At 50.7% G+C, this 22835-nt stretch carries 14 protein-coding genes and 2 pseudogenes; 5 read left to right on the top strand and 11 right to left on the bottom strand.

What is annotated here, in order from left to right:
* Positions 1-73: 73 nt before the first annotated feature.
* A complete protein-coding gene (gene pnpS, locus ACFPQ4_RS17780; RefSeq protein ID WP_378113226.1) occupies positions 74-1876 on the bottom strand; it encodes a two-component system histidine kinase PnpS in 1803 nt (600 codons plus the stop codon).
* A 49-nt stretch (positions 1877-1925) separates the two neighbouring features.
* A complete protein-coding gene (locus ACFPQ4_RS17775; RefSeq protein ID WP_378113225.1) occupies positions 1926-3473 on the bottom strand; it encodes a fumarate hydratase in 1548 nt (515 codons plus the stop codon).
* A gap of 91 nt (positions 3474-3564) precedes the next feature.
* On the opposite strand from ACFPQ4_RS17775, the gene yfbR (ACFPQ4_RS17770) reads away from it, so the two are divergent.
* On the top strand, positions 3565-4152 hold the full coding sequence (gene yfbR, locus ACFPQ4_RS17770; protein WP_378113224.1) for a 5'-deoxynucleotidase: 588 nt from the start codon (positions 3565-3567) through the stop codon (positions 4150-4152).
* A gap of 328 nt (positions 4153-4480) precedes the next feature.
* Here yfbR (ACFPQ4_RS17770) and ACFPQ4_RS17765 read toward each other — a convergent pair.
* A pseudogene (locus tag ACFPQ4_RS17765) lies at positions 4481-5857 on the bottom strand (IS1182 family transposase); the annotation flags it as partial.
* 214 nt (positions 5858-6071) lie between these two features.
* Positions 6072-7304: a restriction endonuclease gene (locus tag ACFPQ4_RS17755; protein ID WP_378113222.1), complete on the bottom strand. Its 1233-nt coding sequence runs from the start codon at positions 7302-7304 to the stop codon at positions 6072-6074.
* A gap of 225 nt (positions 7305-7529) precedes the next feature.
* Here ACFPQ4_RS17755 and ACFPQ4_RS17750 point away from each other — a divergent pair, with 225 nt between their 5' ends.
* Both ACFPQ4_RS17750 and yfbR (ACFPQ4_RS17745) read left to right on the top strand, forming a co-directional pair.
* The gene (locus ACFPQ4_RS17750; RefSeq protein ID WP_378113221.1) at positions 7530-9812 is read left to right on the top strand and encodes a KAP family P-loop NTPase fold protein; all 2283 of its coding nucleotides are present in this window, start codon (positions 7530-7532) and stop codon (positions 9810-9812) included.
* A gap of 126 nt (positions 9813-9938) precedes the next feature.
* A pseudogene (gene yfbR, locus ACFPQ4_RS17745) lies at positions 9939-10321 on the top strand (5'-deoxynucleotidase); the annotation flags it as partial.
* 168 nt (positions 10322-10489) lie between these two features.
* Here yfbR (ACFPQ4_RS17745) and ACFPQ4_RS17740 read toward each other — a convergent pair.
* The 6 genes from ACFPQ4_RS17740 to citZ form a co-directional block, all read right to left on the bottom strand.
* Positions 10490-11626, bottom strand: a complete 1137-nt coding sequence (locus ACFPQ4_RS17740; RefSeq protein WP_378113220.1) for a glycerate kinase — start codon at positions 11624-11626, stop codon at positions 10490-10492.
* Positions 11627-11646: 20 nt separating this feature from the next.
* Complete coding sequence (locus ACFPQ4_RS17735) at positions 11647-12819, bottom strand: MDR family MFS transporter (RefSeq protein ID WP_378113219.1); 1173 nt, start codon at positions 12817-12819, stop codon at positions 11647-11649.
* A 109-nt stretch (positions 12820-12928) separates the two neighbouring features.
* On the bottom strand, positions 12929-13363 hold the full coding sequence (locus ACFPQ4_RS17730) for a hypothetical protein (protein WP_378113218.1): 435 nt from the start codon (positions 13361-13363) through the stop codon (positions 12929-12931).
* Positions 13364-13517: 154 nt separating this feature from the next.
* A complete protein-coding gene (mdh, locus tag ACFPQ4_RS17725; protein WP_378113217.1) occupies positions 13518-14462 on the bottom strand; it encodes a malate dehydrogenase in 945 nt (314 codons plus the stop codon).
* A 548-nt stretch (positions 14463-15010) separates the two neighbouring features.
* Positions 15011-16303, bottom strand: a complete 1293-nt coding sequence (gene icd, locus ACFPQ4_RS17720) for an NADP-dependent isocitrate dehydrogenase (protein ID WP_378113216.1) — start codon at positions 16301-16303, stop codon at positions 15011-15013.
* A gap of 141 nt (positions 16304-16444) precedes the next feature.
* Complete coding sequence (gene citZ / locus ACFPQ4_RS17715) at positions 16445-17560, bottom strand: citrate synthase (protein ID WP_378113215.1); 1116 nt, start codon at positions 17558-17560, stop codon at positions 16445-16447.
* A gap of 296 nt (positions 17561-17856) precedes the next feature.
* Between citZ and ACFPQ4_RS17710 the strand changes: the two genes are divergently transcribed.
* Positions 17857-19401 (top strand): Ppx/GppA phosphatase family protein, encoded by a 1545-nt coding sequence (locus tag ACFPQ4_RS17710; RefSeq protein ID WP_378113214.1) that lies wholly within the window; start codon positions 17857-17859, stop codon positions 19399-19401.
* 21 nt (positions 19402-19422) lie between these two features.
* Here the strand turns inward: ACFPQ4_RS17710 and ppk1 are convergent, their stop codons facing one another.
* Complete coding sequence (ppk1, locus tag ACFPQ4_RS17705) at positions 19423-21510, bottom strand: polyphosphate kinase 1 (protein WP_378113213.1); 2088 nt, start codon at positions 21508-21510, stop codon at positions 19423-19425.
* Between the two features lie 241 nt (positions 21511-21751).
* On the opposite strand from ppk1, the gene ytvI reads away from it, so the two are divergent.
* A complete protein-coding gene (gene ytvI / locus ACFPQ4_RS17700) occupies positions 21752-22834 on the top strand; it encodes a sporulation integral membrane protein YtvI (protein ID WP_378113212.1) in 1083 nt (360 codons plus the stop codon).
* Position 22835 lies beyond the last annotated feature (1 nt).

Genomic DNA, 22835 nt, shown 5'->3' with positions numbered 1-22835 from the left:
ATGTTAGTTTTATCATATCCATGTAAACGGAACACCAATAAAGTGTTAACGGAATGTAAACGTTTTGCCAGGATCACTGATGCAGCATCGGAAGCTCCATAATGAATCGCGAGCCGACCCCTACCGTGCTTTCCACCCGGATCGTCCCGTTGTGCAGCTCGACGAGATGTTTAACGATCGACAGCCCGAGACCGGTTCCCCCCGAGCTGCGGGAACGCGCCTTATCCACGCGGTAAAACCGTTCGAAGATCCGCTGCATGTCTTTCTTCGGAATGCCGATGCCCGTATCCGATACCGTAATCCGTACGATATCCGAGTCTTCTCCATCTTCTCCGGCGACGAACTCCGCGCGCACCTTCACCATGCCGCCTTCCGGCGTATAGTTAATGCCGTTTTGCATCAAATTCATGACCATCTGTCCGAGACGATCCTCGTCCGCCTCCAAGAACAACTCCGGCTCCGACTGCACGTCGAGCGTAATCGACTTCTTGGCCGCATCCGCGTATAACAATTCCGTCATTCGGTTGAGAAAATGCGGTATGTCGATCGGCGAAAATTGCAGCGGCGAACGACGGGACTCGATCTTCGACAGCTCCAAAATGTCTCCGATAAGCCGGTTGAGCCGATCGCTCTCTTCGTTAATGATCGTGAGGAACGATATTGCCGTGTCCCGATCGTCCATCGCGCCCGACAACAGCGTCTCAGCGAACCCTTTGACCGCGGCCACCGGCGTCTTCAGCTCGTGCGAAACGTTCGCGACGAACTCGCTGCGCATGTTTTCCAGCCTGCGAATCGCGGTAATGTCCTGCATAACGAGCAATAACCCCGGTTCTTCTTCGCCGCTCATCGTCATCGGCACGAGACCGATCCGGAGCAGTCTTTCCTCCGGATAGTACACCGTCAGCTCTTCGTGCACCAATTCCGGCATGTTGAGTCCATCGCGAATTAAGTTAAGCAACTCATAATGATAGCGGATTTCCGAATAACTCCTGCCGACTCTTTCGCGCGCCGAACTGCCGAGCAAGAGCTCAGCCTGTTGGTTATACAGCGTAATGCGCCCATCGTGTCCGATCATGACGACGCCGCTGGTCATGTTGTCGAGCACGCTTTGCAGTCTCGCGCCGTTCTGGCGAATTTCGTCGAGTTGCCCTTGCAAGCTGCCCGCCATCGCGTTCAAGGTGCGCCCGAGCTCTCCGATCTCGTCCTTGCCGCCTTCCGGCACGCGAATCGCATAGTCCATGTTCGCGATGCGCTTCGCTACGGACGTCATCTTCTCGAGCGGACGCGTTACGCTAAGCGCCACGCGGTAACTTACGATCGCAGCAAGCACGAATAAGAAGAACAAGCCGAAAACGAGCGCTAGCCACATTTTGTTCAGGCTTCCCTCGACATCGCTTAGGCTCATGGCAAGCCGGATGACGCCGTGCTTTCCGTCAGCGTCTTTCACGGAAGACGTTATAGCGACATACAGCATGTTCATCTTCAACGTGTCGCTATACCGCTTACTGCTGCCCGTCCCGGTTGCTATCGCTTCCGCGACTTCCTTGCGGGTAAGATGGTTATCCATGGTCTGGGGGAGATGATCGGAATCGCCCATCACGACGCCATCCGCGCGTATGTAGGTAACGCGCATGCCGGCGATCACCTTGAATCGCTGCGCTAAGCTTTGTAAGTAGACGCTCTGCGACGACTGATCGCCGTCGGTTGGCCAAGGAGCCATCGCGTCCAATACGCGCAGCTCCCTGATCATGTGATCCTCCAGCGCGGCTTGATGGTTCCTCGTATACGTGTTCCCGGTCAGAATGCCCGCCGCTAATACGGAGAGTCCGATCAGAAGCATGAAGAGCGCGGTAAGCTTCCAGCGAAATTTAGTCATGGCCTGCGGGCTTCTCCTTCAATAGACGACTTACGTTCGATTAACCGGTTTAGACGAATACCGGGTCTTTGAATTGCGCGAGCTTCTCTCTCGAGTCTTTGTCGACGTCCGCATGCAGGCTATTGCCGTGCGCGTCCATCGTGACGATCGCCGCGAAACCTTCGACCTGCAAATGCCACATCGCTTCCGGAATGCCGAATTCCATGAAATCTACGCCATTCACTTGCTTAATGCACTCCGCATAATATTGCGCCGCGCCGCCTACCGCATTCAAATATACGCCGCCATGCTCTTGCAGCGCCTTCAACGTCTTCGGTCCCATGCCGCCTTTGCCGATCACCGCGCGGATGCCGAACTTACGCATAATGTCGCCTTGGTAAGGCTCCTCGCGAATGCTCGTTGTCGGCCCGGCCGCCTTAACGTGCCAGCCTGCTTCGTCCTTCAACATAACCGGTCCGCAGTGGTAGATTACGCCGCCCGTCAGATCGATCGGCGCGTCGTGATCCATCAAATGCTTATGGAGCGCATCCCGTCCGGTATGCATTTCGCCGTTCAGAATGACGACGTCGCCGACTTTCAAGCCGCGCACGTCTTCTTCCGTCAAAGGCATTTGCAGCACGATCTCGCGTCGCTCGGTCGGAGCGGCGGATGCTTCTGCTGCATTCTCGGATACGGCCGTCGCATTCATCGGAACCGAGGATCCGCCTTCGTATACCCAGCTCTTAATCTCGTGAGTTTCCCCGTCGAGCACGACGCCTTGACGGCGATAAGCCCAGCAGTTGTAGGCGACGGACACGAAGAAGCTGGCCGGCAACCGGTTGTTCACGCCGACTTTGCAGCCGAGCAGCGTTACGTTGCCGCCGAAGCCCATCGTCCCGATGCCTAGCTGGTTCGCTTTGTCCATAATATAGGCTTCCAACTGAGCGAGCTCGGGAATCGGATTCACGTCTTCGACGTGGCGGAACAGCTGCTGCTTCGCCAGCTCGTAGCCGGTCGTCCGGTCGCCGCCGATGCCTACGCCGATGAAGCCCGCGCTGCAGCCTTGACCTTGCGCCTGGTACACCGCATGGAGTACGCATTTGCGAATGCCGTCGAGATCGCGGCCAGCTTTGCCGAGTCCTTCGATCTCGCAAGGCAGGCTGTATTGGATGTTCTTATTCTCGCAGCCGCCGCCCTTCAGGATGAGGCGCACGTCGACTTCGTCTTTCTCCCACTGCTCGAAGTGGATGACCGGCGTACCCGGTCCGAGGTTATCTCCCGAGTTGCCGCCCGTCAACGAATCGACGGAGTTCGTGCGCAGCTTGCCGTCTTTGGTCGCTCTCGCGATCGCGCTCCGGATTTCCTTGCGCATAACAATTTGGTTCGCGCCTACCGGCGTGTGCACGACGAACGTCGGCATTCCTGTATCCTGGCAGATCGGGGAGACGTTGCACTCCGCCATATCGATATTCTGAGCAATGGTCGTAAGCGACAAACCCGCGCGCGTCGCGCTGTCTTCCTTCTCCCGAGCCGCCGCGATCGTGCGACGGACGTCCGCCGGAAGGTTCGTGGACGTTTCGACGATGAGTTTATAAATGCTTTCTTCGAAAATAGACATAATAGGTAAAGCTCTCCTCTCTAGTCGTTGCTTCTCTGTAATACTATAATAGCATATAGACACGGTTTAGGAGAAAAGGAGTCCATCCGCCATGAACCATTATCTGGCCTATCTCTATCGCCTGCAACATATCGAACGCTGGAGCCTAATGCGCAACACGACCTCGGAAAATGTCGCCGAGCACTCGTTTCACGTAGCGCTGTTGGCCCATTCTTTGTGCACCATTTCTCGGGAAATATTCGGCCGCGACGTCAATCCCGACGAAGTTGTCGCATACGCCCTCTTCCATGATGCCACGGAAGTGATTACGGGAGATATTCCGACGCCGGTGAAGCACCATAACCCTCGTATTCTCGCTAATTTCCGCGAAATCGAGGACTTGGCCGCGGAGAGGCTCGTCGCTACCGTCCCTCCCGAGCTACGTCATGTGTACGCGCCATTGATCTCGCGCAAGCCCGACAATCCGGAGCTTGCTAAAATCCTTAAAGCCGCAGACCTGCTCGATGCTTACTTGAAGTGCATCAGCGAGACGTCCGCCGGCAACAAGGAATTCGCGACCGCTCGTCGCCAGAGCGAAGAGAAGCTGCGGAAGCTCGACCTGCCCGAAGTGGAATGGTTTCTCATGCATCTCGCCCCGAGCTTCGAGCGCACGATCGACGAGTTGGCGGAGGACTATTAATTGGCTACGGTTAACATTAGGTAATAGCGTTATCCCATCACCTTATTCGCATTGCCGCACACCATTTCGACAGAATAGCGTTTTTCGATAGCACTATCGTATCGATTTACCCGCCAACAGTCACATAAATGAGCACATAACGTTATCCCATCACCTTATTCACTTCACAATGCGCCCATTCCACGGAATAAAGTTATGCCATAACGCTATTTGACGATTGCCTCAACATACGGAAAGGGGCTGACTCAAAAGTGACCAAAATTCACTTGTAGAGACAGCTCATTCTAAGAAATCAACGCAAAAAATAAAAATGAGGATGGAGCAGGGTTTATATCTGCTCCATCTTCATTTTGTTTTGGTCTATTGCAGCCTTCTTAAGTAGATTGTGGGCAAGCGAAAGCCAACCTACTTCTAAGCTTACCTTTGGCAAGCCGCGAAGCAGGAAGCGTCGGAAGCTCCGGTTACTCTTCACTTGTCCGAACACACTTCCCGGTTCAATCATCCGTCGAACCGATAGCGCGTATCCTTCTTCGCTTAGGAGTTTCTCTCGAACCTGTTGCTTATATCGCATGTACCGCAAGCTTACTTTGATTTCCCGATTACCTTGCGCTTTCGTACAGGATTTCAACGGGCAACCTTCACAGCTCGTACTGCGGTAATGACGGTGCTGAATTTCAAATCCGCTCTCGGTCTTTCCCTTGCTTTCATAACGGAATACGAGCATTCGCCCTGCCAGACACGTCCAAGTATCTTCGGCATCATTGTAGTCCCAGTTATCGATCTTGCTAATGTCATTCTGCCAATTCTTTGATTTTTCCTTATGATAAGTGCCGTACTTCACGAGTGCCTCTAGCTGTTCGCTTTCCAGGTAGGCGTAGTTTTCTTCGCCACCATACCCTGCATCTGCAATAACGGTGCCGGGCAGTCTGCCGAGTGCAGCTTTGACTTTCTCCACGTGAGGCTTGAGGCAACGTGTATCCGTAGGGCGTTGGTGAAGGCTGTAGCCGACTATGAACTGATTTTCAGTGCCGATTTGCACATTGTATCCGGGCTTAAGCTGGCCATTAAGCATATGATCTTCTTTCATCCGCATGAACGTGGCGTCAGGATCCGTCTTGCTGAAGCTGTTCCGGTCTCCGAGAACCGCTTGCTGGTCTTCGTACTTCTGTAACCGGGGCAGCAAATCTTTACGCAACTCGCGAACCGCTTTCTTGAGCGGCTTGTCTTTGGGCTGCTCATGCAGCTTGTCTTCCAGTCGCTTGACAGCGGCTTCGAGTTTTTCACTCGTGAGGCTTGTTGATTCGCCGAGCTCGGGTAAGTCTAGCCCACGATGTTCTTGCTCGTCCATCTTTTCAGCTTCTTCTATAGCCGAGAACAACGTCTGGACTTTCTCTTGCAGCTTGGCTTTCTGCTTCACGACGGCTCTTCCCTAAACAAACGTGTCCTTGTTGGCGTTGGCCTCGATCTTGGTGCCGTCCATAAAGTAGTGCTCAAGCTGAACGTACTTCTCGTCGGCGAGAAATTGGAGTACAGCGGTGAACACGGTCTCTAGAACCACTTTCATTCGCTCGGATCGAAACCGATTAATGGTGCGAAAGTCCGGCCGTTGTCTGCCGGCAATCCACCTGAACATGACGTTCTCCCGGAAGGCTTTGGCGATTTGGCGAGAAGAATATATACGCTGAGTGTAGGCGTAGATGATGACTTAAGTGAAGCCAATAAACTTTGCTTTAGGTGAAGCCGACATCGGATAGTGTGAAGATTCCTGATAAGGTGATGGTGTCTTTCTGTAACTTGGCTCAACTGGTTAATGAATTGTTAAACCCAATCAGAAACAGAAATTAAAACGGCAACCAATGGTTGCCGTTTTTCCATATTTCCCAATCCCACAGCTAACTCCACACTAGTGTATGTATTATTTATTTGAATAACAGTTCAAGCGTTTTTAAATCATCATGATCCGATGATGGGTGATTCCAATAATCATTAACCAATTGATCAAATGTAACAAAACAACTTTCGTCAAAATTCATCTTAATAAAGTAATCCTTTGTATTGAAGGCGTCTTGTTCTAAAATGTAATTCTTCGGCAAGTGAAACTTTCTATCCTTACCATTATCGATATCAGATATGGCTTCTTGAATATCTTTAAATAGAGCCATTTCCATATGATATTGATTATTGTTTAAAAAAATAGTGCCCATGTCCTTTTGGAAGTTCTGAAGTTGTGACTGATATGAATCGTTAATCAAAGTTCCGATTTTATTTTTACCGTATTTAAACCCCAAAGCGGTAAATAGCATATAAAAATTCTTTAGTATGATCTCAGGCGAGTTATTTGGGGTTTTTTTAATTGTATAAGTAACCGCCATTCTATGTTCTGCAAATTGACCATACCTGTCCAATAATATATACAATGACGTTCTATCGAATAACTGCAGATCACGAAAAATCTCAACAGATTTAAACAAGTTGCCTTTTAATAAATACAAAACACCATTGATATACTGTACAGCTTTCTTTTCTTCCAATAGTTTTTTAGATTTTTTGAGAAAGCGTTTAATATATTCTTCATTAAAATTTATATATTCATCGAGTAATCCAGCTTTAATGATTACAGGATCAGTTTGAACTACATAGCTTTGGTAAAAATCCCGCAATAACTCATAATGTTGTTTTTCATTTCTGTCATTTTCAACTCTAGATTTTAGATATTGATATTTATCCCGATCAAAATTTTCAAATTCATCAAATCTCTTTTTAATAACTTGAGTTGAATTCAAGGTGTTTATTTTGTGCTTGTCCAATAACTGTACAAGAAGTGAACCGTCAATTAACTCAATATTTTTGTTATTAGCAAATTCAATCGCCTTTTCAGTGAACGTTGAATTTGTTATTACAATCCCTTTATTAGCATTCTCGCTTAACACAACCCCATATAAGTCCCTTATCACTGGCTCTCCAATAGAAGCATTCCATCGTTTACACTGTACAAGATACTTACCTTTAAAAATTGGCTCTTTTGAATAAGCAATTAAATCTATACCCCCGTCTCCTGATAGGGGAGTCATCTCAACTGAAAATCCCATGTTTTTTAAAAGATTAGAAATAAGCATTTCAAATTCATATCCGTCCATTGTATGTATGCTCACATAATTCACCTCTGAAATTCTCGGTCGTAAGATGCCCCTCTAACAAAAGAAATGGGCAATTATATTTTACCATCTTAAAGGTTTGATTGATATTTATTTACGCATTTATCGACTCACCTTTAAATATTTTGGAGAATTTTGTATATTTGATATGTGGGAATCTTGTCTTGCATAGCGTGGGATCTGTGCCATTTTACTTATAGAACTTTATCAGGGAGGTATCTTATGTTTCTTAGCGATAACCCGATCATGAGAGAAAATGAAGATTTACTAGATAGGAAGAAGTTCTCTGCCCATTTAGCAATAGCTATCTGTGAGTGGAAAGACAAAGAAAGTCTTGTCATAGCTCTTAATGGTGAATGGGGTGTCGGAAAGACTTCGATCATTAATATTGCTTTATCACAAATTAAAACCATCAATACAGATGATTTTCCAACAATAGTTTCGTTCAATCCATGGATCTATTCTGATTTAAACAGTATAACTTCTCATTTTTTCGGTGAAATTTCAAAAGAACTTGAAATTCAGAACCAAACAGCCAAAGATAAAAAAATTGCCCATAAATTAAAGTTATATGCGAGTCTGCTCAATGTATTTCCTGAGAAAAATATTATCAAATCAAGTTATGATAAATTCGTAATAGGTTTGGGTCTCGCGGGCATATCAGTAAGTTCAATAGCCGATTGGCTCAACATTAATAATAAGACTTTACGGTTGATACTATTCGTTGGGGGAGCCGCTCTTTTATTTAAACAGGTTGCTCAAAGTTTTCTTAGCAAACTGTCTGTATATTACGAAGGAAAATCAAAATTTAGCAATCCAACTGCATTAGATCTAAAAAAAGAAATTACTGCCGAGTTAGCAGAACGCAATAAAAAATTGGTCATTATTATTGACGATATTGATAGATTAACAAACGGAGAAATAAAAGAGATATTCCGCTTGATTAAAGTAAATGCCGACTTTCCTAATACCATATATTTATTATCATTCGATAGACACGTTGTTGAATTAAGTCTAGATAATTCTCTAGGGGTTTCAGGATCGAAATATCTAGAAAAAATCATTCAAGTCACTTTTGATATTCCTGAAGCAAGAACCGTCGATGTACACAAGTATCTCTTTATGCATTTAGATCGAATTTTATCTACTTTACCTTCCTCTGTAGAAAAATTCTTTTCTTCCGAAAGTGCCTATTGGGGCAACATATTTCATTCTGGAGTAAGGCAGTACCTTAAAAATTTAAGAACCGTCAAACGTTATATTAGCAGTCTTGAATTCAACATTTCACAAATGTATACAGGTGAAACGATTGAAATTAATCCCGTAGATTTTATTGCTATTGAATGCATAAGAATCTTCGAACCAGGATTCTATAATTTTATGAGACAAAACAAAGATTTATTTACATCCACCAGATCAGAATATAATTCTCGGAATGATACTCAAAGACAAACCTCTATCGTAAACGCGTTAACAAGCCAAGCAGTGACCAATTCGGATACTTTGACCGAATTAATTAAACAATTATTCCCTCAGCTCCAAGGCGTTATAGAGAATGGTAATTCCTCGTACGGTTACTCATGGATATCTGGCTGGACAAAAGAACTTAGAGTATGCTCACCAACGCATTTTGACAGTTATTTTGCTTATCTACCCAAAGGATCGAGTGAACAGATAAGTCAATTTGAATTAGAGTCTGCAATGCAGAAAATCAGAGATAGGAATGAATTTGAATCAGAATTACAATGCTACATTGCAAACGGAAAGATTCGAGAACTGCTTGGTTTATTTCAAGACTACACGGATGATGAAACCAAGTTCCCCACTCAATATTTTGAAAATATCATTGTCCCACTTCTTGATATCACTGATTCTCTTCCTAGCGAAAGAAAAGGAATGGCAGATTTCGGTTCAGATTGGGACGTTATGCGTGTAATTTATCAATTACTAAAGAGAGAAAACAATAAAGAATTAAATTATACTCTACTGCGTGATGCAGTTAATCAATCTAGTTCGCTATATGCTATATTCCTCAAAATATCAACGGAGTCTCCTTCCAATCAAAATAGCAAAATAAAATTGCTAACAGAGGAACACTTAGCAGATTTGAAGAAGCTATGCATCGAACGACTTAAGATACATACAAACGACAATGAACTATTAGAAAACAGCCATCTTTTGTACATATTGTACCGCTGGAAAGAATGGGATCAGTCAGATGATTTGAATTTATATATTAAGCGAATAGTTAGCGATGATGTTTCGTTATTAAAGTTTTTACAAAAGTATAGACATCATTCTCACGTCACGACAATGGGTGATTATGTATCAAGAAGCCTAATCACTTTTAACTTTACAAATCTAAGTGATTTGGTACCAGAAACTGATAAGATCAAACATAGGATTGAATCAATAAAATCAAGTACTAATCTGTATGACTCTTATAAAGAAGTTATTGATTCCTTCGTCACCAACTATGGAAAAGAACATGATAGGGACGATTGAGATTATTACGTAATTTGTGCAGACATATATTTATGTGCACTAATATAAAGTCTTTTCCTTCCTTTCTTCACAAGGATTTTGGAGTACTTTTCTAATATGTGCACCACAGTTTCATCTAGATAATACAGCGAAGTGTTTACGGGAGATATTCCGACGCCCGTAAAGCATCATAATCCGCGTATTCTCGCAAATTTTCGCGAAATCGAAAACTTGGCCGCGGAGAGGCTCGTCGCTACTGTCCCCCCGAGCTTCGTCATGTGTACGAGCCATTGATCGCTCGCAAACCAGACAATCCGGAGCTCGCCACAATTCTTAAAGCCGCAGACCTGCTGGATGCCTACTTGAAGTGCATCAGCGAGACGTCCGCCGGCAACAAAGAGTTCGCGACCGCTCGTCGCCAGAGCGAAGAGAAGCTGCGAAAGCTCGATCTGCCCGAAGTAAAATGGTTCCTCATGTATCTCGCCCCGAGCTTCGAGCGTACGATCGACGAATTGGCGGAAGACTATTAATTGGCTACGGTTAACATTAGGTAATAGCGTTATCCCATCACCTTATTCGCTTCACAATGCGCCCATCCAAGGTAATAAAGTTATGCCATAAGGCTATTTGACGATGCCTCAACATACGGAAAGCCCGGCTACAGTTAGCCGGGCTTTTAAGCATGAATTCGGCTAGCCTCAGAGCCTGCCCAGCCTAACGATCCGCATCAATTGCTCCGCGCGATCGCGCATCCACTCGTACGCATGGTCGACCGCTTCGCTCAGATTGCATGGACCGCTTACGATGGACATCGCCGCCGCGAGTCCGATCGCATCCATCTCGCGGGCGGACAGCCCGATCGATCCGCATAACGCCGCGACGGGAACGCCTTGCACCCTCGCTCTGCGACATAAGCCCGCCACCACTTTCCCCGACAGCGTCTGCGCGTCCAGTCTGCCTTCTCCCGTAATGATCAGATCCGCACCCGCGATCCGCTCGTCAAATCTGTAATAGTCTGCAAGCAATTCGCAGCCTGGCCTTAGCTCCGCCCCGAGAAACGCCAGCGCCCCGGCGCCCGTTCCGCCGGCCGCGCCCGCACCCGGCATTACGGCTACGTCGAATCCAAGCTGCCGCTTCACGACATCCGCGAACGTGCTAAGCGCCTCGTCCAATCGCCTAACATCGGCCTCCGTCGCACCCTTTTGCGGCCCGAACACGCGCGAAGCGCCATCGTCCCCGCATAACGCGTTGCGCACATCGGTCACGGCCGTCACCTTCGTCTCGGCAAGCCGCGGGTCAATGCTCGACAGGTCTATCGTTCGAAGGGCGCCAAGCGCATCTCCGCCGTCGGGCAACGGCAAGCCGGCCTCATCCAAAAACCGCACGCCGAGCGCCCGCATCATCCCCGTTCCGGCATCGTTAGTCGCGCTGCCTCCGAGCCCGAGCAACACGTTCCTATACCCGTCATCGAGACAACGAGCGATCAGTTGACCGGTGCCGTAAGTCGATGCGACGAGCGGATTGCGTTCCTGCTTAGACAGCAGCGTATGCCCGGACGCCTGAGCCAGCTCGACGACGGTGGTTATGCCGTCCGCCAGCACGCCGTAAGATGCTCGCACCTCGCGTCCAAGCGGATCGCGAACCGTTGCCTCGCGTATGCTGCCCCCGAGCGCGTACACCAAGCTTTCGATCGTTCCTTCTCCTCCGTCAGCCATCGGTAGCCGGACGATTTCCGTGTCAGGCGCTACGTTCAAGATGCCTTCCTCTATGGCTTGGCACGCTTGGGTCGCGGTCAGCGATCCTTTTAATGAATCCGGCGCAAGCACGATTCGCATGCGTAATCCCTCCGAACGCGTTAAGCGGTAATCTTCCGAACGACCCTATATTGCATGTAACCGGATACGCCGATTACGATCGCAAGCGCGGTAAACAGCGTTTCTCCATTCGTCGCGGTGAGCAGCCATCCACCGAGCAACGGACCGATACCTTTGGCCATTAGCACGCTCGCGCCGTTAACGGAGAAATAAAATCCGCGCTGTTCGGGCGGAGCCAATATCGACAACGTCTTCTGATAATGCGGTCCGTACAGCATCTCTCCGATCGTAAAGACGAATTCGGACAAAAAGAGCATCAGGACGACTTCGGAGTAGCCGTATCCGAGCGCAACGATCACGAGCAACGCATTCGAAGCTCCGATAACGATGCGCGACGCGATTGCTTCCGTCCTGCGGGCAATCCAAATTTGCAACAAAATGACCATAATGCCGTTAAAACTCAATAGCGCCGCGAACACCGATTTATAATGCTCGAACGACGTTTGCAGATGAATCGGCAACGTCGTCTCGACTTGCGCGTACAGCATTCCGATCGGCAGACCAAGCAACGTTAATTGGAGCAGCGGCTTATGCAGCGCCCACTTGAACTTCACTTGTGCCTTAGCTCGTTGCTTCCGATCTTTGTTGCCGAGCATCGGAGCGGTTTCCTTCAGCTTAATCGCCACGAGCAACGCGTAGAACACGAACATCCCCGCCGAAATGAGGAAGACGGCCGAAGCGTTCCATTTGAACATGAACAATCCGATAGCCGGTCCTACTGCCGCGCCAACGTTAAACGCCGTATGCATAAGAGCGAACACTTCCGCGCGCCGCTCCTCCGGCACCATATCGGTAATTTGCGCGTTCGCCGCAGGCATGTATAACGCCGACCCGATCCCGTTAACGATCGAGAACAACGCGTAATGCCATAATTCGTCCGAGAAAACATAGCCGAGCATACTGCACATCTGCAACAGCAGCGCAGCGAACATAATCGGCTTGCGCCCGTAACGGTCGCTTAGTCCGCCGCCCGTCCAGCTTACGATCATGCCGCAAAGCGGCTGCAGCGCCACGACGAGCATCGGCAGCATGACGGAGCCTTCCATTTTATCGAACAGGTAAAGCACCAGAAAAGGGCGAATCATAAATCCGGTAATGGTAGATAATGCCGTGCCGAGTACCCTGATCCAGATGCCAGCGTCATAACGTCCCATGAGGTTAACGATCTTGTTTGTCATGCCAAATATTATAGCACAGCACGTCCGTCCAAAAGTAAGCAAAAACCCCCGCTTACGCAAGGTGAACGGGGGTTGATTTACGTATTTATTTCAGCCAAGGGTTCGTCATGAACCAAATTTCAACGAGGAACAAAATGAATACGATAGCGCTGATCGTCTGTACTTTGCCGATCGATGAGCTCGCGCTTTGCGCGTTAGCCGAAGCAACGACGATACGTTTCAACGGTCCTTGAATGATGCCCGTCAACGCGCCGAGCGCGATGAAAATGACGCCGACCGTGATCATCCAAGATACGGCGTAGTCTTTCGCGTCCGAGTTCGACATCAAATATCCGCCGGTTAGCAGCTGCAAGACGAGCGCGTATTGACCGAGGCGGCCTGCGGACACTAGTCCACTAGCAAAACCTTCTTGCGCCGCTCCGGACAGCTGCTTGAATTTCCCGGCGATAAACGGCAATATCGCGTATATGCCCATTCCGACCGCACCGACGACATGCAAAAATAGCATCACTTTGTACATTACGAATCCCTCCAATAGTTAACAAACAAAGACAAGCTTAGTATACACAATTATGGGAATGAACAAAACCGTCAGCCGCATTGCTCATCAATCTGTCACCGGAAATGTGACAAAAAAAGAGAGCCCACGGGCTCTCTCCTTGAAAGTCGATCGCTTATGCTTTGTCGACGATTTGGATGACGCTGCGAACCGATTGCGCGGATTTCTCGAGCGCCGTTTTCTCTTCGTCGGTCAGGTCGAGCTCGATGACTTTCTCGATGCCGTCGCCCCCAAGCACGGCCAAAACGCCCATGAACAAATTGTCGTATCCGTACTCGCCTTGGAGAAGCGCGATAACCGGCAATATCCGTTTTTTGTCTTTGAGAACGGCTTCCGTCATTTGGACGAGCGAAGCCGCAGGCGCATAATACGCGCTGCCGTTGCCGAGCAGGTTGACGATCTCGCCTCCCCCGACGCGCGTCCGTTGCACGATCGCATCGATCTGGTCTTTCGGAAGCAGCTTCTCTACGGGAATGCCTCCGATCGAAGTGTAACGAACGAGCGGAACCATATCGTCTCCGTGACCGCCCATGACGACGCCGCGCACATCTTCCACGGATACGTTCAGCGCTTGCGCCAAAAACGTATTGTAGCGAGCCGTATCCAGAACGCCGGACTGGCCGATGACGCGGTTTTTAGGGAAGCCCAGCGCGTTGTACGCGACGTAAGTCATCGCGTCGACTGGGTTGGAGAGGATGATGACGTAGGCATTCGGACTTGTCGCCTTCACGTTCTCGCACACCGACTTAACGATTCCCGCGTTCGTGTTCACCAGGTCGTCGCGGCTCATGCCGGGCTTGCGCGCGATACCCGCGGTGATGATGACGACGTCGGAGTTCGCGGAATCCGCATAATCAGACGTGCCCACGATGTTGGAATCGATCCCTTGTACCGGCGTAGACTCAAGCATGTCTAGCGCTTTGCCTTTCGTCGGGTTTTCCATCTGCGGGATGTCGAGCAAGACGACGTCCCCAAGCTCTTTTTGCGCCAGCATAAGCGCGGTAGTCGCTCCCGTGAAGCCGGCTCCTACAACCGTAATTTTCGCACGTTTAATCGCCACCAGAATAGCCTCCTCATCCGCCGAACGGCGGAAAATGTCCTATCTCTTAGTTTACCGATTCTCGGCAAAAGAATGCCAAGCAGTACGCGATAACTGACTTAAAAAAAGCAAAAAGCTACAGTTAATCCGGTCGATGCAGCCTAGGCCAATCGTTCCAAATCATCTGTAGCTTCTTTGCACTTGCCCATCGAGCACTTCCCGTAGCCGGGAACCCGGCGCAGGGCACGCCACGAAGTAGGCGGTAGTTCACGCAGTTGACCTTCAAGCACTTCCCGAGTCGAGTAATCGACGAGGGTACGCCACGAAGTAGGCGGTAGTTCACGCACTTAAGCTTTTCCGGTACGCAGCCGATTTGCATCGGCCAAGAACCGGAAACGCGAGTCCCAGCACCAGCCAACCTCCCCTCCACCGCACTCCCGTAACTCCGAGGAACTTCGGGCAGGTGTCCAGAGGGCGGCAGCCCTTGGAGTCCCCCTTCCGGGGAAGGGGGATTTAGGGGGTTGGCGGAACCCGGGGGTCGTTAGGGGGCAGCCCCCTAACATTCCAAATTACATCTTCGCAATAACGTTATCAGCAAACGCCGAACACTTAACTTCGGTCGCGCCTTCCATCAAGCGAGCGAAGTCGTAAGTAACGACTTTCTCGTTAATCGAAGTTTCCAAGCCTTTGTAGATGAGGTCAGCCGCTTCTTGCCAGCCGAGATGCTCAAGCATCATAACGCCCGACAAGATTACGGAACCCGGGTTCACGACGTCTTTGTCCGCGTATTTAGGAGCCGTGCCGTGCGTAGCCTCGAAGATCGCGTGGCCGGTCAAGTAGTTGATGTTAGCGCCCGGTGCTATACCGATGCCGCCGACTTGCGCAGCAAGCGCGTCGGACAGGTAGTCGCCGTTCAAGTTCAACGTCGCAATGACGTCGAAGTCCGTAGGACGAGTCAGAACTTGTTGAAGCGCGATGTCCGCGATAGCGTCTTTGATCAGAATTTTGCCCGATTCCAAAGCCGCTTTTTGAGCCGCGTTAGCCGCTTCTTCGCCCTTCTCGGCTTTGATAGCGTCGTATTGGCCCCATGTGAACGTTTGGTCGGCGAACTCTTGCTCTGCGACTTCGTAGCCCCAGTTTTTGAACGCGCCTTCCGTGTACTTCATGATGTTGCCTTTGTGAACGAGCGTAACGGATTTGCGGTCGTGCTTGATTGCGTATTCGATAGCCGCGCGAACAAGACGCTTGGAGCCTTCCGCGGATACCGGCTTAATGCCGATACCGGACGTTTCAGGGAAACGGATTTTGTTGACGCCCATTTCCTTTTGCAGGAACTCAAGCACTTTCTTCACTTGCTCGGAACCGGATTGGTACTCGATGCCCGCATAGATGTCTTCCGTGTTTTCGCGGAAAATAACCATGTCGACAAGCTCCGGGCGTTTAACCGGGGAAGGCACGCCGTCGAAGTAACGAACGGGACGCAAGCAGACGTACAGGTCGAGCTCTTGGCGAAGCGCAACGTTCAACGAACGGATACCGCCGCCGATTGGCGTCGTCAATGGACCTTTGATCGCGATGATCAATTCGCGGATTGCCGTAAGCGTGTCAGCAGGCAACCACTCGCCGTAAGTATTGTAGGCTTTTTCGCCGGCGAACACTTCGTACCAAGCGATTTGTTTTTCGCCTTTGTAGGCTTTCTCTACGGCAGCGTCAAGTACGCGCTTGGATGCTTTCCAGATGTCGCGGCCCGTGCCGTCGCCTTCGATGAACGGGATGATCGGGTTGTTAGGAACGTTAAGTACGCCATTGTCTACCGTAATGGGAGTGCCGGATGTAGGTGCTGGAATTTTGTCGAGTTGCATGAATAATCCTCCTAATTCGAATGGAAATTGTATTTGTCCGCGGACCGCCGTAAGCGAGCCCTTGGCATAATCTCGCAAGAAACCGGCGTGCCGCGCTTCCTTCATCGAAGGAGGCAGCCCGCCGGCGCAAGCTATCGATTGTTAACCCCGATTGCTAAGCGGAACATAATGCTGTCCGACAGGTCCTACGTATTCCGCGCGAGGGCGGATAAGGCGGTTGTCTTCGTATTGTTCCAGGATGTGGGCAGTCCAACCGGACACGCGGCTGATCGCGAAGATCGGCGTGAACAAGTCGCGAGGGATGCCCAGCATCGTGTAGCAGGATGCGGAGTAGAAGTCGACATTCGGCTTAAGCCCTTTTTGACCGGTTACGAGCTCTTCGATCTTGATCGACATCTCGTAGAGGGTCATGTCGCCGTTCAGCTCTCCGAGCTGGCGGGACATTTGCATTAGATGCTTAGCGCGCGGGTCGCCGTTCTTATACACGCGGTGGCCGAAGCCCATGACTTTCTCTTTGTTGTTCAGCTTGTTCTGAATATACGGTTCCACGTTAGCCAGGGAGCCGATATCGTCAAGCATGACCATTACCGCTTCGTTGGCGCCGCCATGCAGAGGGCCCTTCAATGCACCGATCGCCGACGTTACGCCGGAGTAAATATCGGACAGCGTAGCTACCGTTACGCGAGCCGCGAACGTCGATGCGTTGAGCTCATGGTCCGCATGCAGGACAAGCGCTTTGTCCATCGCTTCGATCGCTACGGCAGCAGGCTCTTCGCCGGTCAGCATGTAGAGGAAGTTATGCGCGATGCCTACGCCCTTCTTAGGAGCAACCGGTTCCTTGCCGTCGCGAATGCGCGCATAAGCCGCTACGAGCGTCGGCAGCTGCGCTTGCAGCTTGATCGCTTTGGTCAAGTTCGCCTCGCGGCTCATCTCGTTCGCAGCGCCATCGTACAAAGCCAAGCTGGACACGGCGGTTCTTAGCGCCGCCATGGAATTACTGCCTTTCGGGTACAATCGCAAGCCCGCGATGACTTCGGCCGGCAAAGCCGCATATTCGCCCAATTGCGAGATGAGCCCGTCCAATTGTTGCTTAGTAGGAAGCTGTCCGTACCAAAGCAAGTACGCGACTTCTTCGAAGGATGCTTGCTCCGCTAATTCGTCGATGTTGATGCCGCGGTAAGTTAGAACGCCGTCAATGATCGAGCTGATCGACGATGCTGCCGCGACAATCCCTTCCAAGCCTTTAGTTGCCGTCATGTTCATCTCTCCTTTATCCAAAAAATGCAAGACAACCGGATAGGATCGCACGCCTTCCGATTGACTCCATGATCGCCTGTGCGAGAGCGAGAATGTTTCTCGGCTCAGAAATTCACGCAAACTACGAATTACTTCACATTTTTTGACCTTTTTTAATGATAATCGATTTTAACAACGAATGGAACCGATCCTCACATAGAATTGTTTTATCGCGATCATAAAGGTTCTTTTGCCAAGCCCGCGTCCGGTGGTACAATAATGCGAAGATATCCGTACCGTGAGAAGGAGAACGAGCCATGAAACAGGATCTGACTACAGGGATAATAGATATCGGCTCGAACACGGTCCGGCTTGCCGTGTATCAGCTTTCGGATAACGGCGCTTACCGGGTTATCGATCAGGGCCGCTTCGCCTCGCGCCTCAGCCAGCATATGAACGAGGACGGTCATCTCGCGAACGAAGCAATCGAAGAGCTCACGGACGTCCTTCGGCACTACCGGCGTATATGCCAAATGCACGGGGTAAGTCGCATTCGCGCCGTGGCGACGGCGGCGATTCGGCAATCCGCCAACCGCGACAGCATTATCGAGCGATTGAGCGGGGCTATCGGCATCGAGATCGAAGTGTTGTCGGGAGAAGACGAAGCTCGCATCGGCAGCCATGCCATGCTTTGCACGATGGGCTTCAAGGACGGGTTCGTCATCGATATCGGCGGCGGCAGCACGGAAATCAGCCTGCTCTTGAACCGGGAAGTCATTCACGCCGTTTCGTTCCCGATCGGTTGTGTGAATATGACGACGCGATTCGCGCTAGGTACCGAACCGGTACCGTCCTCCGTTCTCCACGACATGCAGTTGTTCGTCCGGCAACAGCTCGGCAAGGAAAAGTGGATCGAGCAATACCCCGGCCTCCCCGTAATAGGTCTAGGAGGAACGGTGCGCGCGCTCGCCAAGCTGCAGCAACGCGAAGCCGACTATCCGTTGAATCACATTCACGGATACGAACTCCGGGAAGAAGAAGTAGACGGGCGACTTAACCAACTTGCGGCGATCAGCGTGGACAAGAGGAAGAAGCTTCCCGGCTTGTCCAAAGACCGCGGAGACGTGATCGTTTCCGGCCTGGCCGTATTGCTCGGCATTCTCAGGCATACCGCCGCTTCTCAAGTCGTCGTATGCGGCGCGGGACTGCGGGACGGCTTGTTCTTCGAAACTTGTTTGCCGCAGTTCCGGCCCCAGTCCGCGGAGTCCGTTCTGCAAGAAAGCATTCGCAATTTAACGGCGTTATATCCCACCGCTCCCGAAGATCACCTAAACCAAGTTCGTATGCTGGCGGTAACGCTTTACGAGCGCCTAAGCGCCAAATACTCGTTTCCGCCGCAAGCGCGACGCCTATTGGAGACGGCTGCTAAACTGTATCGGATCGGGACCGCGATAGATTACAACAATAGCGCGGAGCATACGTTTTATATGCTGCTGCATACGCATTGGAACGGCCTTCCGCACCGCGAGATGCTGCTTGCCGCATCGATTGCCGCTTTTGCGAGCGCCGGTCAACTCAAACGCAATTTAGCTCCGTTCCGCGCGCTCCTGAGCGAAGGGGATATCGAGCTCGCCGCACGGCTAGGCACTTTGCTTCAGCTCGCCGCCGCGCTCGATCGCAGCGAAGCGCAGGCGATCTCCGCACTGGACGTATTGATTTCGGGCAACAAGCTCCTTCTCATTGCCCATGCGGATCATCTTCTGCCTGTCGAACAGATGGAAGTCGAGAGCATCGCCAAAGAAATCAAAAAAGCTTGGGGACTAACGCCCAAGCTTTCCGTGGCCACTAAATTTCTGAGATAAATCGGCTGTTCGCGTTGCGATCTAAGCTTTAGCATTCGAGTTTGTTTTCCATAGTCCAAGCTCCGCAGCGGCGAATTGACTTCTAAGCGGGGCTTGGGCTTCTTTGTCTATTCTTACGTATGCCCCCATCGAAGACAATCTCCTCGCCTTGACATTGTCTTGCAAGTTCAGCTGCAGCAGGTTGATTAGACTGCGGCGAATAGCGGGATCGTAGACGGGACAAAGGATTTCGACCCGCCTGCTCAGGTTGCGGGTCATCCAATCCGCGCTAGAAATGTACGCTTCCTCTTCTCCGCCTCCGGCAAACGCCATGATCCGCGAATGCTCCAAATAACGGTCAACGATGCTGATGACCTGAATATTCTCGCTTAATCCTTCGACTCCCGGTCGCAAGCAGCATACGCCCCTTACGATAAGGTCGATTTTCACGCCGGCCTGGGATGCTTCGTACAGCTTATCGATCATCTGCTGATTGGACAACGAATTCATCTTCGCCACGATACGGGCAGGCCTCCCAGCCTGCGCATGCTCGATCTCGCGATCGATCAGCTCGAACAGCTTATCCTTGAGCCCGATCGGCGCGACGGCTATGGAACGCCAGTCGTGCGGCGTGGAGTAGCCGGTCATTTCGTTGAATAAAGCCGATGCGTCCGCGCCGATATCCGGATGGCTCGTGAATAGTCCAGCATCGGTATACAGCCTAGCCGTATTTTCGTTATAATTGCCCGTGCCGACATGCACGTAACGCCTTAAAGCCCCGTCTTCCCGCCGTACGACCAACGTTATTTTCGCATGCGTCTTCAACCCTACCAAGCCATACACGACGTGACAACCCGCGTTCTCGAGCTGTCGCGCCCAAGCGATGTTTCTCTCCTCGTCGAACCGCGCCTTCAGTTCCACCACGACAGTAACCTGCTTACCCGCCTCCGCCGCCCCTGCCAACGCTTGAATGAGAACGGAGTTTACGCTCACGCGATACAACGTCATCTTGATGGCCAATACGTCGGAATCCGCCGCGGCTTCCAGAATGAAGTCATTAACGGCTTCGAACGACTCATATGGATGATATACGAGGACATCCTTCTCCCGCAGCACCGACAAGATGTCGTCGGCTTCATCGAACTCCGAAGGGTAGACAGGCTCGGTCTTCTCGTATTTTAAATGATCGACGTTCGGCAGCATGGAGACGAACTTGGATAGGAACCCGAGATCGAGCGGCCCTTCGATTTCGAGCGGTTCGTCTTCAGGCGACAGCTCCAACTCTTCCTTCAGCAACTGAAGCGCATGCGGATGCATTCCCTTCTCGACCTCGAGCCGTACCGGCAACCCGTGCTTGCGGCGGCGCAGCTCCTTCTCGATCTCCTGAAGCAAATCCTCCGCGCCTTCCTCGTTCAACGTCAAATCCGAGTTGCGCGTCACTCTGAACGCATGAACCGCTTCCGTCGTATAGCCGCTGAAAAGCAAGCTGATGTTTTCCTTCAGCAAATCCTCGAGCAGCACATAACAGCTTCGCCTGCTGTTTTTCCGGCATCGAACCGGTATAACGCGCGACAATATCGACGGCACCTGCACGATCGCGCATACCGTCTTTTCTTCGGTACCTATGACTTGCCCTTCTGGTTTCAGGACGACGGCTAGATAGAGCTCCTTGCTATGCACGAGCGGGAACGGACGGCTTACGTCGACCGCCATCGGCGTTAGGACGGGATAGATGATTTCTAGAAAATGCATCTTTATAAGCGCCTTCTGCTCCGCATCCAGCTCTTGTACGTTCGTGAGCTCGATTCCTTCCCGCGATAGGAGCTTCATCAGCTCGCGATAAACCTTGTATTGTTGCCGTACGGTACGGAACGTCCTCTTCGTGATCCGTTTAAGCAAGCCTTGCGGCGTATATCCGGTGAAATCCGTTTTTGCGTAGCCCGCTTTGCGCTGCTCTTGTAATCCCGCGACGCGAACGCTCATAAACTCATCAAGGTTACTCGATACGATTGACAGGAAAGACAGTCGCTCCATCAACGGCGTGCTCGCATCTTCGGCTTCCTCTAACACGCGCCGATTAAACTCTAGCCAGCTCAAGTCTCGGTTTATGTATTTTTGGGCGCCGGACATCTAACTTCCCCCTGTTCATCATTCGACAACTGCGGCTCGAATTCACGCATCGCTTCCATTATGTTATCCGAATGTAAAGTCTGCGTTACCGAAACATCATCCGAGTGTTAAATGAACGACTTTATCTCAATTTACGAACGTTTATTAGCAATTGTTCACAAAAAGAATTCGACATGAACCTACTGCGGCGGAAGGTTGGTGCACGAGAATGGATCGTAAAGTTACCGGGCGGCTGATGCGGATGTTGATAGTGCTTGCGGTCGTGATCGGCGGAGGCGCTTTGATCTGGTGGGCGTTGCCGCTAGTCTACCCTTTTCTGCTAGGGTGGCTTCTTGCTTATTTGCTCAATCCGCTCGTGCATCTGCTTCAGAACAAAGGCCGCTTTCCGCGCTGGCTCGCGGTTTCGGTCGTCCTGCTGCTGTTCACCGCTGCGATGATCACTCTCCTTACGACGCTCGTTATGCGAGTTACGGAAGAAATCATGAATCTATCGGGCTCGATGCAAAATTGGGTCGATTGGATCGAGCAATCCTATAACGATTTTATTGCCAGACCGGAAATTCATGACCTCATCGACCGCATCAACCATTTTTACAACGAAAATCCGAAATACCAGGAGATGATCAACAACCGGATCTCGGACACGGCAAAGCTGGTCGCGCAAGGGGGCACGAACGTGATCAGCATGTTCTTAATGGGCGTCGTAGGCTTCCTGTCTTCGCTTCCGTCCATCGCGATCATTACCGTCGTCGTACTGCTCGCCTCGTTCTTCATCAGCAAAGACTGGCATAAATACGTTGAGCGCGCGCAAAATTGGTTCCCTCCGGCGCTTCGCAACAAAGTCGGCTTCGTATGGAAGGATTTGCGGCACGCCCTATTCGGCTACCTAAGATCACAATTTATTATGATTTCGATAACGACGGTCGTCGTCACGATCGGTCTATTCATCATCGGAGTCCATAATGCGTTATCGATCGGCCTGTTCATAGGATTCGTCGATTTGTTGCCTTATCTCGGCGTCGGAGCCGTTATGATTCCGTGGTTAGGCTATACGTTTCTCATCGGAGACTGGGAGCTGGGCACTTCTCTCTCCATTCTGTACGGCATCGTACTCGTCGCCCGGCAATTCATCGAGCCGAAGGTGCTCGCCTCCAGCGTCGGACTCGAAGCGTTGCCTACGCTTATGGCTATGTTCATCGGACTGAAGCTGTTCGGCATATTCGGACTTATAATCGGCCCCGTCACCGTCGTCGTATTAACCGCATGCAAACGAGCCGGCGTGTTCAGGGACATCGCCAAGTATATTCGGTATGGCGCTAGATAAT

Origin of the sequence: Cohnella yongneupensis, from assembly GCF_042655785.1 — a bacterium.
Lineage (GTDB): Bacteria > Bacillota > Bacilli > Paenibacillales > Paenibacillaceae > Cohnella > Cohnella yongneupensis.
The sequence above is the reverse complement of the archived record's forward strand: the minus strand, read 5'-3'. Positions and strand labels throughout refer to the sequence as shown.

What these genes read in the sequence shown, in the direction of transcription:
- citZ (WP_378113215.1), bottom strand. Translation starts at nt 17,560, where the DNA reads ATGACGGCAACTAAAGGCTTGGAAGGGATTGTCGCGGCAGCATCGTCG.
- ACFPQ4_RS17750 (WP_378113221.1), top strand. Translation starts at nt 7,530, where the DNA reads ATGTTTCTTAGCGATAACCCGATCATGAGAGAAAATGAAGATTTACTA.
- pnpS (WP_378113226.1), bottom strand. Translation starts at nt 1,876, where the DNA reads ATGACTAAATTTCGCTGGAAGCTTACCGCGCTCTTCATGCTTCTGATC.
- ACFPQ4_RS17710 (WP_378113214.1), top strand. Translation starts at nt 17,857, where the DNA reads ATGAAACAGGATCTGACTACAGGGATAATAGATATCGGCTCGAACACG.
- ACFPQ4_RS17740 (WP_378113220.1), bottom strand. Translation starts at nt 11,626, where the DNA reads ATGCGAATCGTGCTTGCGCCGGATTCATTAAAAGGATCGCTGACCGCG.
- icd (WP_378113216.1), bottom strand. Translation starts at nt 16,303, where the DNA reads ATGCAACTCGACAAAATTCCAGCACCTACATCCGGCACTCCCATTACG.
- ytvI (WP_378113212.1), top strand. Translation starts at nt 21,752, where the DNA reads ATGTTGATAGTGCTTGCGGTCGTGATCGGCGGAGGCGCTTTGATCTGG.
- ppk1 (WP_378113213.1), bottom strand. Translation starts at nt 21,510, where the DNA reads ATGTCCGGCGCCCAAAAATACATAAACCGAGACTTGAGCTGGCTAGAG.
- ACFPQ4_RS17735 (WP_378113219.1), bottom strand. Translation starts at nt 12,819, where the DNA reads ATGGGACGTTATGACGCTGGCATCTGGATCAGGGTACTCGGCACGGCA.
- yfbR (WP_378113224.1), top strand. Translation starts at nt 3,565, where the DNA reads ATGAACCATTATCTGGCCTATCTCTATCGCCTGCAACATATCGAACGC.
- ACFPQ4_RS17730 (WP_378113218.1), bottom strand. Translation starts at nt 13,363, where the DNA reads ATGTACAAAGTGATGCTATTTTTGCATGTCGTCGGTGCGGTCGGAATG.
- ACFPQ4_RS17775 (WP_378113225.1), bottom strand. Translation starts at nt 3,473, where the DNA reads ATGTCTATTTTCGAAGAAAGCATTTATAAACTCATCGTCGAAACGTCC.